Raw genomic sequence first — 15,705 nt, forward strand, 5'->3', positions numbered from 1 at the left:
GGGCTTTTTTTATGCATCCGGACTCTGCTTCGATATCCCCTCAAATTTCTCCCTTACAGGAATGCTCCTAATATAACGATAAGACTTAAACTAGCATATATTTGTTTTTGCTACACTTTTCCTAATCTTCTATTTCCATTTTGCCAACGCCAATCTGTCAAGCTCCAGAAAGGTACCATCTTATTTAAGAATGAAGCATTTCTGTAAAATAACTCATTTAACTGCATCGTTCATATATGTGGGAATACTGCTAATAACAATTAATTCAAATTTTTGTTATTCTCACAAGTAGTTATTCTCTAAAAGCTGATCTTTGTAAGGCTTTTATTTTTCATAAAAACATTACATACGTTCATCTTATCGATCGTTACGATTAAAACAGTGTATATTTAATGATAAGATTAATGTAGTTATAGCATTGTAATACTTCATTAATGTAAGAATCGGCATTTCCCAATGGGTAGGTCTAAAAGGAGGAGAAAAAGATGAAAACATATCTATACGTTTTTATGCTTGCATTTTCACTAATTTTAGTTGGGTGTTCTAGTGATGATGATAAAAATATCAATAGTAATAGAGCTAACGATACTTCCACTATTTCTTTAGAGGATCAGATTTTAAGAGAACTAAACGATAATAGCGAGAATGATGAACATGTTATTGATTACGATATAAAAGGTGATTATATCTTTGTTATATCTACACATAAACTTCATGGATTAAAAATATCGATTCTAAAAAAAGAGGGAAATGAAGTAAACTGGGTAATTGGCGAGAGAGATGTAACATCTCTTACTGCCGAAGGAGCACCAGTCGCAACTGTACTTACAGAAGTTCAATTGGGTCTGGAAAATGCAAAAGATATCAGGGTCCTTGGAGAACCAGTTAAGTCCATTGAATATCAACTAAAAATAACGGATGACTATAGTAAAAATATTAAATATTGGGTAGTTTATACTGATAAACTATTAGATTTTAGTAAAGATGTAGAGTACATCACTGATTAACCATTGTATTATTAATTCTCTTTTCAATTTAAACTATACAACTTCGGAATAATTAATGAGATAATCCTATTGAGTTTTGGGAAACTTTCTCTTGATTTTTCACTACCCATTACTGTGCTACGCTAAGCCCTCTTCTTGAGCTGATAGCAAGACCGATTCGGTGTCTGATCTGTCAATTAAATGGATGAATAAAGTACAAAAAACCTATTTATTCATCCATTTCCCTTTCATTCCTCGGTTTATAAAAAGTCATAGAAAATAGTATGATAATAATCATAAGTCCTGGAAGACCAGTAAACCAAGATTTCATAGCATCGTAATAAAACCAATGCAAAACACCTGTAACACTAACTAATACTACTCCAATTATATTAATTATTTTACTAGTTTTCACATCCATGTATCCTCCATGTAAATTTTTATTTTTATGACTGAATCTACCAAAACGCAGTTGGCATGACTGATAACATTTCCTAGTAGCGAATGTTGTAACATAGATATTAGATTACTTAAAAGTCTCCTCCCAGTCCTCTTTACTTTCTAAACATATTGTAGCGTGTCTATAACCTCATCTTTATAAAAGGATTAGTTCTTGTTTCACCACAAGATCCATAAGCTGTAAATTCCTTTGTACTTACCTTTTGTATGTTTTTGTAATTCCTAATAGAATACTACTATTCTTAGGCTAACAATTTCCTATAATGGTTTCGTTAATATATTTTATTTCATTAGTGTGTCCTGCAGAGAAAAATCATATTTTTCAAATAAGAAGAAGCTTAAACTTTATTTAAAGAAGGATGTAAATAGATAAAAGATGCTAATGTAGCAATTGTTCCCCCTATTAAGAATGTTTGAGTGGTACCGAGGTGCTCGCCTAAGATACCAGCAACTAAAGCAGAAAAAGGCATTAAAATCCATGTCATAAAGCGACTAGTTGCTTGTATTCGCCCTAATAAATGATCTGGACTAAGCTTTTGTCTAATGGTCACAATACAAGGACTCATAATGGCAGCACTTATTGTTCCTAATGCATTCATTATGACTAACCAACTGAAGGAATCGTATAAACCAAAAGCTATAATCGATCCACCACCTACAAAACCAGCAATAAATAATATGCTCTTGTATGAATAATATCTCTTGAGTACATTTGTAATTAGTGCGCCAATAATTGCAGCAACACCACCAATAGAAAGTAAGTACCCTATCCGAATAGCATCTAAACCTATTGTAGATTTTAAATGAATAACTAACATTGTTAAAAAAAGCGTCGTTCCAAATATTGAAATAAGCATAGCTAGATTTGTATATAATATCGGCTTGTGGTGAATGACAAAATGAAATCCTTCTTTAATATCAGCAAATACCTTTAAGCCGCTAAGTTTTTCGTTTTGTAAATTAGATTCTATGTTAATACTCAATATAACGAAATACCCCACAAGGAAAGAAAGACTGTTAATAATTAAACCTATTCCAGGATTAAAAATACTAATCAGAAGTCCACCTAATCCTGGTGCAATAAATACAGCCGTTTGAAATATCCCTGTATTAATCGAATTCACTAATTGTAAATCCTTTTTCTGTACTAATCTAGGTACAGAAGCAAATTGTGACGTATTATATACTTGGGTTAAAACCCCAACAATGAATGCAGCTACATAGACTTCCCAGATAAGTAAGTTATCCATTATATATAATAATCCTAAAATACCTATCATTAAAAATCTACCTAAGTCACACACTAACAAAATTTTCTTCCGGTTAAAATTATCAGCCAATACACCAGTAAACGGCTGAATTAAAATTGGGAGTCTCTCTAATGCTGCTACTATCCCCATACTTAATGGCGAACCAGTTAGGGCTAACACAATTAGAGGTAGAGCAATTAAGTAAATTTGGTCTCCAAAAAAAGAAATTAAGTTTCCACCTATAAATCTAAATACAGGATAATTCTTTCTAAATTCAGGCACTGTATTCTTGGATTCAGCCTGTTCAATCGAAACTCCCATGTAGCTTCCCCCTCTATTATTCACTCTCTAAGTAAAATTTGAGTTCCATTGGTAAATTCTCTATAGCTTTATCAACTAAGACATATTCATTTAAGCTCTGAGAAACTAACCTTGCAGACTTTAGGATTTTCAAATGATGATGAACAGTCGTTTTTCCCAATTGCAACTTAGTTGTTAGCTCTTGAAGAGTTACATTATTTTCTTTGATCATTTTTAAGATTTTCAAACGATTCTCATCTCCTAACGCTTTAAACCTTTGTACTAAGAGTTTATTGGGTACAAATTTGCTTTTATCTGAAATACTTTCGTTTGCTACGGCATAATAAAAAACTTTTACACCTTCCAAGTCAGCTTCGACATTCCAGGGACGATAGATATAATGAGGAATAAGTAAAACCTTATGTACACTTGGCTCTGGAGGGTACTGCACACCATCTGTTGCCCATTCTACAAACTGGTCTGGTTCAAAATTTTTAAGCATTTTTTCTTTTAAAGCTTTATCCCTTAAAAGAATAGATTCCAATTTTACTTTATGAGGCTCTATAATTGCTTTAAACCAACCAGACATAACTTCAATCAAGTGAGCCTTCAATTTCTCAATAGATACTTTATGAATAAATTCAAGGTATGTTGGAAGGAAAGTGTGGTCTTTTGTTATGTACTTTAATTCTCTAAGTGCATCTTTGGATCCTTTTAAAAGCTCCTTTTTTAATATTTCTCCTTCTTTTCCTAGATAGGGAATGGCGATCCACTTTAATTCTATGGAAGACAAGCTTTTTACATAGTTATTAAAAGAAGCTAAGTCCTTGAAATCCTCTTGATGCAAAATTTGTAGAAGTGTTTTCCATGTATTGTTTGCTTGGACATAGTCAAGTTGCTCTTTCATGTTTTTAGATAATGATTGGCTAATCAGCTCGTAATCTTTTTCAGAAAGGTCTAGAGTACTGATTAGGGATGTGTTCGTAATAGCCGCTATTCCTAATGCCGATTCCCACAAAAGAGAGCTTTTTATCTCAACGGTATATTTTTCTCTCTCACGTTTTACCCCTGTCGTTAATAAATCCATATTATCGCCTCCTGGATTAATTCTATATTAATAGAATTACATATTCAATATTTTTTGAATTAATTAGAATTAAAAAAGACATTTCTTTTATAGAGAATGTCCATTTCAATTTAATAACTATCCATTTATTTAGGAATCTTTTGACCCAACCTATATTGTTAATCTAAAGACAATCTAAGCGTTATTACCGAGTTAAAATCTAGTAATAATGAAATACGGTTTACATAACTAGGAGAAATACAAATCTGTTAGTCTTTCATTATCCACTCCGTTTGATACATCAATAAAATAATTTATTTGCCATTTTTGCGTTTTTGTCGCAGAACGGTTTAGTTCATTCTCCCAAGCTGGATAAACTCTTATCGCCATCTTCCCTTTAGAAGCTTCACTACTTAATATTCCGTGCTTGAGTAGTACTGATTTTGGAAAAATAAACTGTCCCTTTAATTCGTTATCTATAACGGTAACAATAATTTTATTAGGACTTTCATAATAAGAATACGCTTGATTTTGATTATTCGTATTTTTCTCCCAAAACACTACAAAATATCCCTTTTTCTTTGGAGTTAGTTTAGCTAAACGACTTCGATAATTATAATCTAATACACTAAAACTAACCCCTTCATATTCATAGTTTTGCTTTTCCTCAGATACATTTGTTATTTCATAATTTCCTATACACGACAATAAGCTATCTATTAATTCTATTGACTTCATCATCTAGTTCCTCCATAACTTTACATCATAATCATTATAGCAGAATTTCAGGGAATCGTTTTTCTGCTTTTTGCTTATATTCAAATTATTTCTCGATAGAAATCAATTCTGTAATATTAGTATTTATTAAAGGAATAAGTAAGATACTCGCTCTTCGCTATTGTCAGCACCTCCTCTGTACTTATTTTTAGTCAAAGAATTATAATAAATAATTTTTCTAAATCGATAGCATGAATATTGTATAATACATGCTTTTTGGGGTTTCTTTACCTATGTATTTTTGTACCGTACGTCTGCTTGGTCTCTTCCTAATTCGTATTTATTGAGCTTGTATGGCCCTTATCACTACTTATAATCTCTACCCACGCGTATATTCCCCCTTAGAATAAATTTACGTAAATTTTATGGTAGAAAAGGAGTCAAAAACGAATTCAATCTTCCACGCTTCTGTTATATTCCATCAAATTTTCACATTAATTAACACAAATGCATTGTACCTAATAATCCTTTAAATTAATATATAGTTATACATTCTATATATTGATTTTTATAAATAACATTATAATATGTTATAAAATCACAAATTAATTCAACCATAAATGGGGGGGTATTATTGAAGAAAGGAAATTACAATCGTTTTTGGAGATGGCATTTTTATGCTGCTCTGTTTATCACACCACTACTTATAACTTTAACACTAACTGGAATTGGCTATTTATTTTACACGAATGTAGAGAATGTAGTATACAAAGACTTTTTCTTTGGAGAAGGATCTAGTAATGAGCAATTATCTATTGATCAAGGTATAGAAAAAGCAAAAGAGCAATACAAAGGTTATGGTGTGACAAAAATAATTGTTCTAGATGATCCATATAATACTCGTTTAACAATGACTAATGACGCTGGAGAAGAAAGATACGTTTTTTTAGATAATCATAATCAAATAGTTGGTAGTCAAAATTCAAAATACACATTTTCAAATGTAATGAGAAATACTCATAGTTCATTATTTGTCGGAGGAACAATAGTTAATTACCTTGTTGAACTAGCAGCTTGCTGGGCAGTATTTTTATTACTCTCAGGTATATATATGACAGTAAAAAGTAGAGCTTTAAAGAGAAGACAGAAATCAACAACTCGTCAAAGAAATAAGAAATGGCATGCATTAATTGGCACGATTATTACAATACCTATGGTAATTATTATTTTCACAGGGTTGCCTTGGTCTGCTTTTATGGGAAATATTATAAATACAGTGGCTCACGACAACCCATCTATTGGCGTTCCAATTTTAACACAAGAACCTCCAACTTCTGATATAAACGAAATTCCTTGGGCAACAAGAGAAAATGAGACTCCTACATCGAACAAACCTGACTCCCATGGACATCATGGTGTTAGTAAAACGAATACATATGACAACAGTAATATGATACAGGTTCAAACTTTAATGAAGGAAATTAAAAAATCAAACATCTCTAAACCGTATTCTATTGTTTACCCCTCTGATGAAGAGGGTGTTTATACAGTATCAAAAGCTAGCAATAGTGGCGTAACAGGATTAGATGTTAGCCCATACGATGAAATAACTAGTTATTTTGATCAATATAGTGGTAATTTAATATCACATGTGAGTTATGAAGATTATGGAATACTAAAAAAATGGTTTACTTGGGGAATTCCATTACATGAAGGACATCTATTCGGTTGGCCAAATAAACTGATAAATTTGACAGTTTGTCTTGCTTTCCTTTTTGTTATATTGTGGGGAATCAAAACTTGGTTGTCACGTAAAAAAAGAGGAGAACTTTCAGCTCCACCAAAAGTGCCCACTCAACTATCGGCAGGATTTATCATTTTCATGATTACTCTAGGTATCATTATGCCTCTTTTTGGTATCTCTCTAATTTTAGTTATCATAACTGAATTACTTATTTTAATTATCAATAAATATAAAGCCAAAGCATAATGGGGAGTTCATAAATTAGATAAACAGAATTAACGATAAACTTATTTCAGATCTAGAGCCTATTTGCTGGAAGGCATACTTATCGTAACTAGTAATTAGGCTCTCATTCTGAGTTTTTCTATTCATACCACTTTTGTAATAAAAGTAAAAAGAGGCTGAGACAAAACACAACTTCTTTATTTAAAATCCGAATAATCAGGTTATCAATAGGAGTATCATCGCTGCACCGTGAAAATATACGCGCTTTCCGCGGGCACGGTCTCAGCTAACTTGGTAAAGAAAAATACGTTACCAAGTGGATCTTCGGACTCGTGCTGTTCCCGCTGGAGTCTCACTTATTTCAGGTGCTAATTTAATTTTTCTAATCAAAAAATGAGCGATAATTAATTTCAACTAATTATCGCTCGTTTTTAATTGTTTCTTCATTCTTTTGTCTCAGCCTCTTTTAGAATCAATGCAATTAATGATTAGTCCTCGTATTCAACATCATTATGGTATCATTATCTGTAAAACATAGCCACCTATAACACCTATTATAACAATCAACCAAGCCGGCACCTTCCATATATTTAACAGACTAAATAATATAATACCTAAGGCAAAGTCAGCCGGATTAAAAATAGAGCTTTTTATTACTGGGTCATAAAATGCAGCTAACAAAATACCTACAACACTAGCATTAACACCCATCAGTACACCTTGAAAAGTTGCTCGTTGACGTAATTCATTTAGGAACGGTAAAGCTGCTACAATAAGTAAAAATGATGGTAGAAATATTCCAATTGTTGCTATAATAGCTCCAGTTATACCTTCCATCATCGTTCCAAGGTAACTGGAAAAAGTAAATAATGGTCCTGGTACAGCTTGTGCCATACCATATCCAGCTAAAAATTCATTGGCTGTTAATAAGCCTGTTGGCACTACCTCACGCTCAATCATTGGTAATACGACATGTCCGCCACCAAAAACTAACGATCCGACTCTAAAAAAGATATCAAAAATATTAAGTAAGGGATTGTCTGATACTCTATTTAACAAAGGCAGTATTATAAGTAAGCTTATTAAAATACCTAAAGAAGTCAAACCGAGCTTTTTTGAAATACTTACAGAAAAAGGCTGAATTTTTGACTCAGCTTTATCAGTAAATAATTTTAACCCTACCATACCAGCACCTAAAATGATTACGATCTGCATCCACGCAGATGGAAATATCAGCATAATACTAGCAGCTGCTATAGCTATGGCTAAACGAGATTTGTCAGGTGTTAACTTTTTTCCTAACCCTATTAATGCGTGAAGGACAACTGCCGCAGCAACGATTTTCAAGCTGTGTATAAAACCAGCATCATCTAAAGAAAATGTCTGATACATTAGCGCAAAAACAATTAATACAATAATTGATGGTACGGTGAATCCAAACCAAGAGATAAACCCTCCAAGCAAACCTCCTCTCATCATTCCTATAGATATACCTACCTGACTACTAGCAGGACCAGGTAAGAATTGGCAAATAGCAATAATATCCGCATAGGTTCGATCATCTAACCATTTACGACGGTCAATATATTCATCTTTAAAATAAGCTAGATGAGCAACTGGTCCACCAAATGAAGTTAAACCTAATTTTGTAGAAGTTAATAATATTTCAATAAGTGTTTGAATTTTATTTTTATTATTTTTAGACATAGATTCAGCCTCCTTTTATTTGATTTCCTTAAATAACTCATAAGCTTTTGCTCTTGCTTCTTCAAGAACCTCTACGCCCTTATCTGTAGCTCGATAATATTTTCTTATCTTCCCCTCAACATTCACTTCACTTTTATTAAGAAGCCCATCTTTTTCCATTCGATGAAGTATCGGATAAAGCGTACCAGCACTCATTTCATATCCATGCTCATGTAATTCTTCAAGCATCCAAGATCCATATATAGGTTCTTCTTTCGCATGGTGTAAGATGTGAATGTGAATGAAACCTAAAAAAAGCTTGCGTAATATCTTATTGTCCAATTAACTACCCCTTTCGCAAACAACCATAATATCGAAAACCGATATCGATTTACGCTTTAATTTTATATTGTATTTATTTTCAATGCAACATGATATAAATTTCTTTACATGAAGTTTACATTCGTTATTTATTTGCCGCTTTTTACGTTAAATTAACCAATTCAATAAAAATACCCAGATAATAACCATACCTGAGCATCCTCCTCATACATTCATCCATTATATTAATTTCAACTTCAAATAAATGACACAATACAGTGTAATAGTTGTTCATATATATAAACAAGTGAATATACTATTAAGAGCAAATTATTTCAAGGTGTATATTATGTTCATAGAAATCAATCTTAGAAAAAAGTTGTTATTAAGTTCCACATTAATATACTTGATTTTTCTTACATCTATTCATTTTATAGAATTTTATCTGTTAATCACCCTTAAAGGATATTCTGAAGACTCAGCTAATTTGATTCCATTTTCGACAATCGCAAATTATATAAGTAGCTTAAGTAGTTATAATCTAAGCATATGGTTTTATAATTTGTTTGGCATTATAGTGGCGTTTCTTCCATTTGGTGTTTTAGTAGCATTAATTATAAAAAATAGTTACGCATTTGTTTTTAATTTTACACTTATATTCAATACACTTTTAGAATTATTACAATACTTGTTAATGTTAGGTGTATTTGATATCGATGATATTATTCTTAGTCTATTAGGCAGTACAATTGGATTTTTCATTTTTAATATATTCACAAAACTAAGTTTCTGAACTGCTCCCCTATCAAATAGACAGTGAAAAACAAAAAATCTACTCAACAGCCTTGTACCGATATTCTAACAGGCTGTTGAGTTTCTCCTGGTAACGTTCTTCATTATAGAATTGGATATATCGATCTATACCCTGTAATAATTCCTCATCACTTTTATATTGTTTCAAGTCATAACACCTAGCTTTAAAATGCCCAAAAAAGTTTTCTATAGGTGTATTATCAATGCATTTTCCAACACGGGACATACTGTTTGTGATGTCAGCTACTGTTGTCACGCAGCAATATTCTTTCGATGTATATTAAGAGTAGCGTGAAGGAAAGGAGTTTCGTCTGGATTAATTTCTAACGCTATATTAAAAAGAATCCTCATCCCAATGCTGACAAGAAATAAGGATTCAAAACACCAAGTGAAGTAAGGACGTTCCCTAACTTATTTTTAACTAACTAAATACCCACATATTTTAATCTTTTATTTTTTTCTTCTAATAACTCAAAGTACCTTTTTAAAAATTTTAATGATCAACAAGGTAATAAAATAGAAAAATACACTATTAAATAAAATACCTAATAGTTTAAAACTTCTGAGATCCCCTTCAAAAAGAACTAACCAATCAGCAGGGAATCCATAATAATGATACTCACCTTCAGTACGATGACCAATATCAAAATAAAAAGAAAAGAATAAAACTAATAAAAAACTAGTGATCAAAATGCCATTTTTATTATTATTCAATATATCCCTCTTTTTCAAAAAAATTATGGTGAATTACCATTTTATATATTTTAGTCTATTTAATATATAAAAAGGGAGCTAAGAAAATGAAAAAGAAACTATTTTCATCTTTACTTGTATCTATGTTTATAATTGGAACCTTTAGCACTAATGATTTTGCTTCAAGTACAATATATGATGATTTGAAAGGGATTTCAGACGAAAGTGAAATTTTTGAAATAGTAAGTAATGATCAATTGCCAGAAGGAACACCAATAGTTGAGTTTGATAGTGTAGAAGATTTTGAAAAAGCATTACAGGAGTTGGAACAAGAATAGAAATTAGAACAAGCTATAGAAGTGTTGGAGGAACAATCTAGCATTTCAGATAGCTAAACTCTAGTGGGTTTTAAACTCTAGCAACAACCAAAAATGGTTCTAAACGGCTTACTGTTGCACTTAAAGTCGGTAATCCGTTAAAACCCGGTACAATTACTGCTGATATAACATATACTTACACAGGAAGTGGAAAGAAGAAAAAGTTTTCTAGAATTAAAAATGTAAAGTCTCATTCACTTTTATCATTTCCAGTAGATTGGATACAACAAACTAAAACCACTAATATTTCTAGCGATAAAAAAAGGGTTCGTGTAAAACTTCAAGGATACCATTTAGTAGGAGTTTCTATTAGGGGACAAGGAGTAGGTGCGAGAATCAATGATACAATTAGTTTCAATTATTATATAAATAGTTCTAAAAAAGGCGTGGTAGAATTATAAAAAAGTACTAAAAAACATACTAAGATTAGTGGGTAAGGTCATCGACGTATGATCTTACACACTATTTCTTTTTTAAGTTATAGTGAGGAGTGAAAGAAAGCCCGATCAAAGCCTCAGGGATTACGAATCCAAATAAAAAACAGGGCTTCTTCACTTTCATTTTTGATCCTTTTTACTTTTACCAGCAGCCCGAAGTTTAGGTGAATTATTATCAGCTTTTTCTAATTCATCATATGTGAAATGACTCGGTACGCTCTGTCAAAAAAGAGTGGTTTAAGGGAATCCGTATTTTCAAATTTGGTTCAAAAAATTCGTCGATTTAAAACATGAGGTTGGACACACTTTTAAAAATATCTATTGCGCTGGATATTCCAATAGGCGTATTAATTGAAAAGCTTTTACAATATGAAAAAACTGCCCCATCCAACTAAGGACGGGGCTTATTTTTTACATTGCTTTCTTCCGTACTGGTCCAGCTGAAAGGATATTTTCTAACTTAAATGTATCTTACTCTTTTACGATAGTAACAATAAGCCAAAATACGCTTTTCATTTACTTCAAGCACACGGATATAACGCTCCGTAACTATGTTATTGCTGTCTATATAAAAGATAATGTAGTTTTTTTCTAATATTTTATATAACGATTTGTGATACCTTTTGATTTGAAATTAGTATTTTTAATTATTTCTATATATAGTATACTAACGATGATAGAGTCTTTAGAAAATTTCATCAGAAAGTAGGTACAATTTATATTGGAAATTCAAACATTAACTCTTCAAACAAATAATATCAAAAAAATGAGGGAATTCTATGTGGATACTTTCGGGTTTCCTCTACTTACGGAGACTGAAAATAGTTTTCGAATTGCAATTGGATCAAGTGAATTGGAATTTACCTCAGAAAACGTAAAAGGGTATCCCTATTACCATTTTGCTTTTAATATACTTGCTAATAAATTTGATGAAGCTAAAGCATGGGTAAAAGAAAAAGTACAATTAAATGATAGGGATGGAGAGGATGAAGCAGATTTCTCTCACCTCCCAGCTCATGCGCTATACTTCTACGATCCAGCCGGTAATGTAGTGGAATTTATTTCAAGACACTCTATTGCTGAAAAAGGAGAAGGCCCTTTTTCTATAGAAAGTGTTTTAAACATTAGTGAAATAGGACTTACAGTAGATGATGCTATAAGTGCTGGGGAAAAATTAATGGCAATTGGAATTAATGAACGAGATAATTACCCATTAAGTACAACCTCGCTTAATTTTATGGGAGAAAAATCAAAGGGAGTTTTTATAATACTTAATCAGCCAGGGAGAGAATGGATATTTTCTGATAAAATATCTGCCATATTCCCTATGGAAATTACTACATCTAATAATAGTAAAATTATTGTAAACTACAATCACATTTTAGAAACCTATGAAGGATAAAAATATGAACTATAATCTGTTATTAAGCTAGGGACATAATGAAAATGAAACAGCTATAACGAACTGTTCCAACCTTACATTAAGCCCCTCTACTTCGCCAATAAGTAAAAGAGGGGCGCCCGAACATTCTTTAAGCGTAATTCATATCTATTCCATTCTGGGAAATCTTCCAAAAGCTTATTATACTTTTAGAGCTTGTTCGTAATTTTTTTCGTAAAAGCACAAATATACTTCCGATTTTTTAGAACCAAAATAAATTGTTGTACCGCCTGTTGAACCATCTTCAATTGAATAGGAAACCGTTATAATCTGACTTCCTAAACTTTGATATGGCTTACTTAAAATACGTTTTATAATCATCTATTGCTTAAGTCAAATCTAGTAAATGTTCCTTTATACTCTAAACAATCATTAAAAAAATCAAACCATGTCTTTTTTCGCCAATTTAAAAAGCTTTCAAACTGCCGACAGCCTTTCCCAGACATTTCAATTAATATGCCTATATTATCTCCCTTAACAGAATAAAAGACTTTTATGTTATCTAGTTGATATGTACCAACGTAGCCATAAAAGCCTGTTTGTAATTCCTGCATGTATTCCTTTTTCAAATGCAATACATTTTCAAGCACATAATCAATATCGTTTTAATTATGTTCCCTTCATTCTTAATGGACGCTATTTTTGATGTTCATTTAATTTATTTACTATATTTTCGGGAACATCCTCCTTCTTAACGACTGTCACATCATGCATTCGAGTATCACTACCTTTTTTTATAGCTTTGATATATGTTCCAATTGGGTGCTTATTCTTAGAATTAAAACTTAAATCAATTTCATTTAAACCTTTATCATATCCAATTAAATCATATGAATTAACATCATCACCGTGTTCTTTTGCTATGGGATCTTTTGTAGGTTCTACTGTTACCACTCCATACACATCTGTTTTACTTGCAAATGGATTATAGCGACTCAAGTTACTACTTAATTCTTCTGATTTCTCACACCCAGCTAATCCTATACTAAATACAATTGCTAATATCAATATGCAAAATCTTTTCCTCATACTTTATTTACTCCTTCACTGTATGTTCTTTTGATGCTATATAGATATATTAACACTTCTAAAAATAATATACTCTTTCAATTATGTAAGGTGTATAATACATATGAAATATATACTGCACATATAAAGATTCCCTATATAGATGTCACCACTGGATTATTATTAAGTATATAGAGAGTTTAAAAAACTAATTAAATACGAAGAGTTAAGAGGTTAGATAAGCCCCCACAAAAGTGAGGGCCGTTTTATTCTTTGCTTATTAGTCTAGTTGCAAAAAGCCTATCTACCATCTAAAATTATAACAACGTTGATTACAGTAACTCAAGAGGGGGATTATATAATGGATGAAAGCTATTTTGTAGGCTGGGGTACTCTAGCTTTGATTAATGCAGGTATTGCACAAGGCAAAAACAGAACTGGCTTAAATTGGTTCTTGCTCTCCTTATTATTAGGGCCTTTAGCAACACTTATTTTATTGTTTGTTGAAAAGGAAAATTCTTACTAAGCTTATTATTGCGCACTAATACTATTATGTATATAATGTAAACACTTACCCACAGTGTCACACCGACACAACTTAAAAACCTCCTCTTATGAGGGGCTTTTTAATCAATCCACACATAAATATCACTTTCTAATGACAATTATTTATCAGTAACTTTTATATACTTATTTTTTCTACTTTCACAGTATCTAAGCCTAATGTTTATACAAGGAAAGGTCATTTTATTTAATAAACAGAAGGAATTTTCGGGAAATACATAGAAATAAATAATAGGATAGTCGAAAAAGGAGGCGATTTTAAAATGGAAAAAACATTACCTGTAAAAAACCAAATGAATGGCGTGTTTGTTCATGTAACAAATTTGAAGGTCTCAGCAAAATGGTACACCGATTTATTAGCTAAATGTTGATTTAGACAAAGTAGTTTCACCTGTTTATAATGTCCCCTTAGTAGGAACAACTTCTTTAACTTTAGATGACCACACCTTTGATCCTGAATTCAGGCATAGTATTAGTCCAAGTCCGATTTTTAATTTATATGCTCCAAAAATTGAAGAAGCATATAAATATATTAAAGACAAAGACATTGAAATTGTAAGAGAAATAGAAAGGGTCGGTGATACAGCCTGGTTTAACATAAAAGACCCAGATGGAAATGTAGTTATGATTTGTAATTGTTAGATTAATGCCTTAAAAGAGTCAATGAGTAATGAGCGTGTTATTGTTAAGTAATAAGTTGATAAAACTAAGTAACTGCATATTATGTTGTAAACATCTCCATTAGTCTATATAATGTCATTCCTTAAGGTATCATGTTACGTAAAGCCTCTCATTCTTATGAGGGGGCCTTTTTCTAAATAAAGTATTGATGATCCTATAAATACTTTAATTTTTCAATATTATATAATGACTTGAATTTGGATAAAGATTTCCCCTCAAAAACCCAAATGAAACATAAAATTTATCACCTTGTTCTGTATCTGTATGAAGTACCAAGATTTGATAATACTGTTTTGCTTCTAGAATTATCTTTTTTAACAACAAACTTCCAATACCATTTCTTCTATAGCTTTTACTAACATAAAACCTTCTCAATCTACCGATAGATTGCTCATTTGAAAAAGGATCATTATTAAGTCCTCCAATAGCAATTAGAATACCCCCTTCATCGAACACACCAAATAAGCCCTCACCAAAATTGGTAAAAGTATTGTTCCCATTTTTATAATCGGTAATTAACCTCTCTATAAAACGATAACCTTCGTCTTTGCTTTGCTTTAATAAATCAGTCACATCAACATTAAACAGATTGTCTATTTGTTTTATCTTGATTTTTTTCATACAGCCTCCAAAATAAATGCTTTCAACATTTAGAATTTTTTCAATATCACTATACTAACATGATAATCGATAAGCACTCTACACCATTACGCCCCCACTCGCTTTCTAACTGGTCCAGTTGAAAGGATATTTTTTAACTTAAATGTTCTCACTTTTTTACGGTAGTAACAATAAGCCAAAATACTCGTATCATTTACTTCAAGCACACGTATATAACGCTCCGTAACATTGTTATTGTTATCTACATGACTCAATTTCATAATTACTTTTTTAATAAAATCAAAGAGCTGCAGAATTCTCAAAAATATTTTTTAAA

At 31.5% G+C, this 15,705-nt stretch carries 16 protein-coding genes and 2 pseudogenes; 7 read left to right on the forward strand and 11 right to left on the reverse strand.

All coding sequences use genetic code 11. The annotated features are described in order from the left end of the window. The first annotated feature begins 485 nt into the window (after positions 1-485). Entirely contained in the window at positions 486-1,007 is a 522-nt protein-coding gene (locus ABDZ84_RS00960) for a hypothetical protein (RefSeq protein WP_026682586.1), read from the forward strand. A 208-nt stretch (positions 1,008-1,215) separates the two neighbouring features. Here the strand turns inward: ABDZ84_RS00960 and ABDZ84_RS00965 are convergent, their stop codons facing one another. From ABDZ84_RS00965 to ABDZ84_RS00980, 4 genes are all read right to left on the reverse strand, one after another. Further along, positions 1,216-1,407 (reverse strand): hypothetical protein, encoded by a 192-nt coding sequence (locus tag ABDZ84_RS00965; RefSeq protein WP_026682585.1) that lies wholly within the window; start codon positions 1,405-1,407, stop codon positions 1,216-1,218. A 376-nt stretch (positions 1,408-1,783) separates the two neighbouring features. Further along, positions 1,784-3,016 (reverse strand): MFS transporter, encoded by a 1,233-nt coding sequence (locus ABDZ84_RS00970; protein ID WP_228089021.1) that lies wholly within the window; start codon positions 3,014-3,016, stop codon positions 1,784-1,786. Positions 3,017-3,032: 16 nt separating this feature from the next. Beyond that, entirely contained in the window at positions 3,033-4,082 is a 1,050-nt protein-coding gene (locus ABDZ84_RS00975; protein ID WP_026682583.1) for an ArsR/SmtB family transcription factor, read from the reverse strand. 228 nt (positions 4,083-4,310) lie between these two features. Continuing rightward, complete coding sequence (locus tag ABDZ84_RS00980) at positions 4,311-4,802, reverse strand: MepB family protein (RefSeq protein ID WP_228089022.1); 492 nt, start codon at positions 4,800-4,802, stop codon at positions 4,311-4,313. Between the two features lie 610 nt (positions 4,803-5,412). Here ABDZ84_RS00980 and ABDZ84_RS00985 point away from each other — a divergent pair. Beyond that, positions 5,413-6,768 (forward strand): PepSY-associated TM helix domain-containing protein, encoded by a 1,356-nt coding sequence (locus ABDZ84_RS00985; RefSeq protein WP_343779408.1) that lies wholly within the window; start codon positions 5,413-5,415, stop codon positions 6,766-6,768. Between the two features lie 489 nt (positions 6,769-7,257). On the opposite strand, the gene chrA is transcribed toward ABDZ84_RS00985, so the two are convergent. Together chrA and ABDZ84_RS00995 are read right to left on the reverse strand one after the other, a co-directional pair. Beyond that, positions 7,258-8,454, reverse strand: a complete 1,197-nt coding sequence (gene chrA, locus ABDZ84_RS00990) for a chromate efflux transporter (protein ID WP_343779411.1) — start codon at positions 8,452-8,454, stop codon at positions 7,258-7,260. A gap of 15 nt (positions 8,455-8,469) precedes the next feature. Beyond that, positions 8,470-8,775, reverse strand: coding sequence for a PadR family transcriptional regulator (locus ABDZ84_RS00995; protein ID WP_026682580.1), 306 nt, complete (start codon positions 8,773-8,775; stop codon positions 8,470-8,472). Between the two features lie 328 nt (positions 8,776-9,103). Here ABDZ84_RS00995 and ABDZ84_RS21415 point away from each other — a divergent pair, with 328 nt between their 5' ends. Continuing rightward, complete coding sequence (locus tag ABDZ84_RS21415) at positions 9,104-9,547, forward strand: VanZ family protein (protein ID WP_425542062.1); 444 nt, start codon at positions 9,104-9,106, stop codon at positions 9,545-9,547. 39 nt (positions 9,548-9,586) lie between these two features. Here the strand turns inward: ABDZ84_RS21415 and ABDZ84_RS01000 are convergent. Both ABDZ84_RS01000 and ABDZ84_RS01005 read right to left on the reverse strand, forming a co-directional pair. Then, positions 9,587-9,847 (reverse strand): annotated as a pseudogene (locus ABDZ84_RS01000) (integrase core domain-containing protein); the annotation flags it as partial. A 191-nt stretch (positions 9,848-10,038) separates the two neighbouring features. Further along, positions 10,039-10,281, reverse strand: a complete 243-nt coding sequence (locus tag ABDZ84_RS01005; RefSeq protein ID WP_343779414.1) for a hypothetical protein — start codon at positions 10,279-10,281, stop codon at positions 10,039-10,041. A gap of 86 nt (positions 10,282-10,367) precedes the next feature. Here ABDZ84_RS01005 and ABDZ84_RS01010 point away from each other — a divergent pair, with 86 nt between their 5' ends. Continuing rightward, on the forward strand, positions 10,368-10,598 hold the full coding sequence (locus tag ABDZ84_RS01010; RefSeq protein WP_343779416.1) for a hypothetical protein: 231 nt from the start codon (positions 10,368-10,370) through the stop codon (positions 10,596-10,598). Between the two features lie 1,197 nt (positions 10,599-11,795). Continuing rightward, positions 11,796-12,476, forward strand: coding sequence for a VOC family protein (locus tag ABDZ84_RS01015; protein WP_343779419.1), 681 nt, complete (start codon positions 11,796-11,798; stop codon positions 12,474-12,476). Positions 12,477-12,592: 116 nt separating this feature from the next. Here ABDZ84_RS01015 and ABDZ84_RS01020 read toward each other — a convergent pair. Further along, positions 12,593-13,120, reverse strand: a pseudogene (locus ABDZ84_RS01020) (replication initiation factor domain-containing protein); the annotation flags it as partial. 31 nt (positions 13,121-13,151) lie between these two features. Then, entirely contained in the window at positions 13,152-13,544 is a 393-nt protein-coding gene (locus ABDZ84_RS21420; RefSeq protein WP_026680676.1) for a YxeA family protein, read from the reverse strand. Positions 13,545-13,884: 340 nt separating this feature from the next. On the opposite strand from ABDZ84_RS21420, the gene ABDZ84_RS01025 reads away from it, so the two are divergent. Beyond that, positions 13,885-14,049, forward strand: coding sequence for a hypothetical protein (locus ABDZ84_RS01025; RefSeq protein WP_281949193.1), 165 nt, complete (start codon positions 13,885-13,887; stop codon positions 14,047-14,049). A 590-nt stretch (positions 14,050-14,639) separates the two neighbouring features. Further along, entirely contained in the window at positions 14,640-14,729 is a 90-nt protein-coding gene (locus ABDZ84_RS01030; protein ID WP_343779427.1) for a hypothetical protein, read from the forward strand. A gap of 204 nt (positions 14,730-14,933) precedes the next feature. Here the strand turns inward: ABDZ84_RS01030 and ABDZ84_RS01035 are convergent, their stop codons facing one another. Next, a complete protein-coding gene (locus tag ABDZ84_RS01035; protein ID WP_343779424.1) occupies positions 14,934-15,389 on the reverse strand; it encodes a GNAT family N-acetyltransferase in 456 nt (151 codons plus the stop codon). Positions 15,390-15,705: the final 316 nt, after the last annotated feature.

Source organism: Virgibacillus salarius, from assembly GCF_039521925.1.
Classification (GTDB): Bacteria; Bacillota; Bacilli; order Bacillales; family Amphibacillaceae; genus Virgibacillus; species Virgibacillus salarius.

Excerpts from the sequence above, each read along its gene's own strand:
- ABDZ84_RS00970 (WP_228089021.1), bottom strand. The coding sequence starts at position 3,016 with ATGGGAGTTTCGATTGAACAGGCTGAATCCAAGAATACAGTGCCTGAA.
- ABDZ84_RS01010 (WP_343779416.1), top strand. The coding sequence starts at position 10,368 with ATGAAAAAGAAACTATTTTCATCTTTACTTGTATCTATGTTTATAATT.
- ABDZ84_RS01035 (WP_343779424.1), bottom strand. The coding sequence starts at position 15,389 with ATGAAAAAAATCAAGATAAAACAAATAGACAATCTGTTTAATGTTGAT.
- ABDZ84_RS01025 (WP_281949193.1), top strand. The coding sequence starts at position 13,885 with ATGGATGAAAGCTATTTTGTAGGCTGGGGTACTCTAGCTTTGATTAAT.
- ABDZ84_RS21415 (WP_425542062.1), top strand. The coding sequence starts at position 9,104 with ATGTTCATAGAAATCAATCTTAGAAAAAAGTTGTTATTAAGTTCCACA.
- ABDZ84_RS00960 (WP_026682586.1), top strand. The coding sequence starts at position 486 with ATGAAAACATATCTATACGTTTTTATGCTTGCATTTTCACTAATTTTA.
- ABDZ84_RS00975 (WP_026682583.1), bottom strand. The coding sequence starts at position 4,082 with ATGGATTTATTAACGACAGGGGTAAAACGTGAGAGAGAAAAATATACC.
- ABDZ84_RS00965 (WP_026682585.1), bottom strand. The coding sequence starts at position 1,407 with ATGGATGTGAAAACTAGTAAAATAATTAATATAATTGGAGTAGTATTA.
- ABDZ84_RS21420 (WP_026680676.1), bottom strand. The coding sequence starts at position 13,544 with ATGAGGAAAAGATTTTGCATATTGATATTAGCAATTGTATTTAGTATA.
- ABDZ84_RS00980 (WP_228089022.1), bottom strand. The coding sequence starts at position 4,802 with ATGATGAAGTCAATAGAATTAATAGATAGCTTATTGTCGTGTATAGGA.
- chrA (WP_343779411.1), bottom strand. The coding sequence starts at position 8,454 with ATGTCTAAAAATAATAAAAATAAAATTCAAACACTTATTGAAATATTA.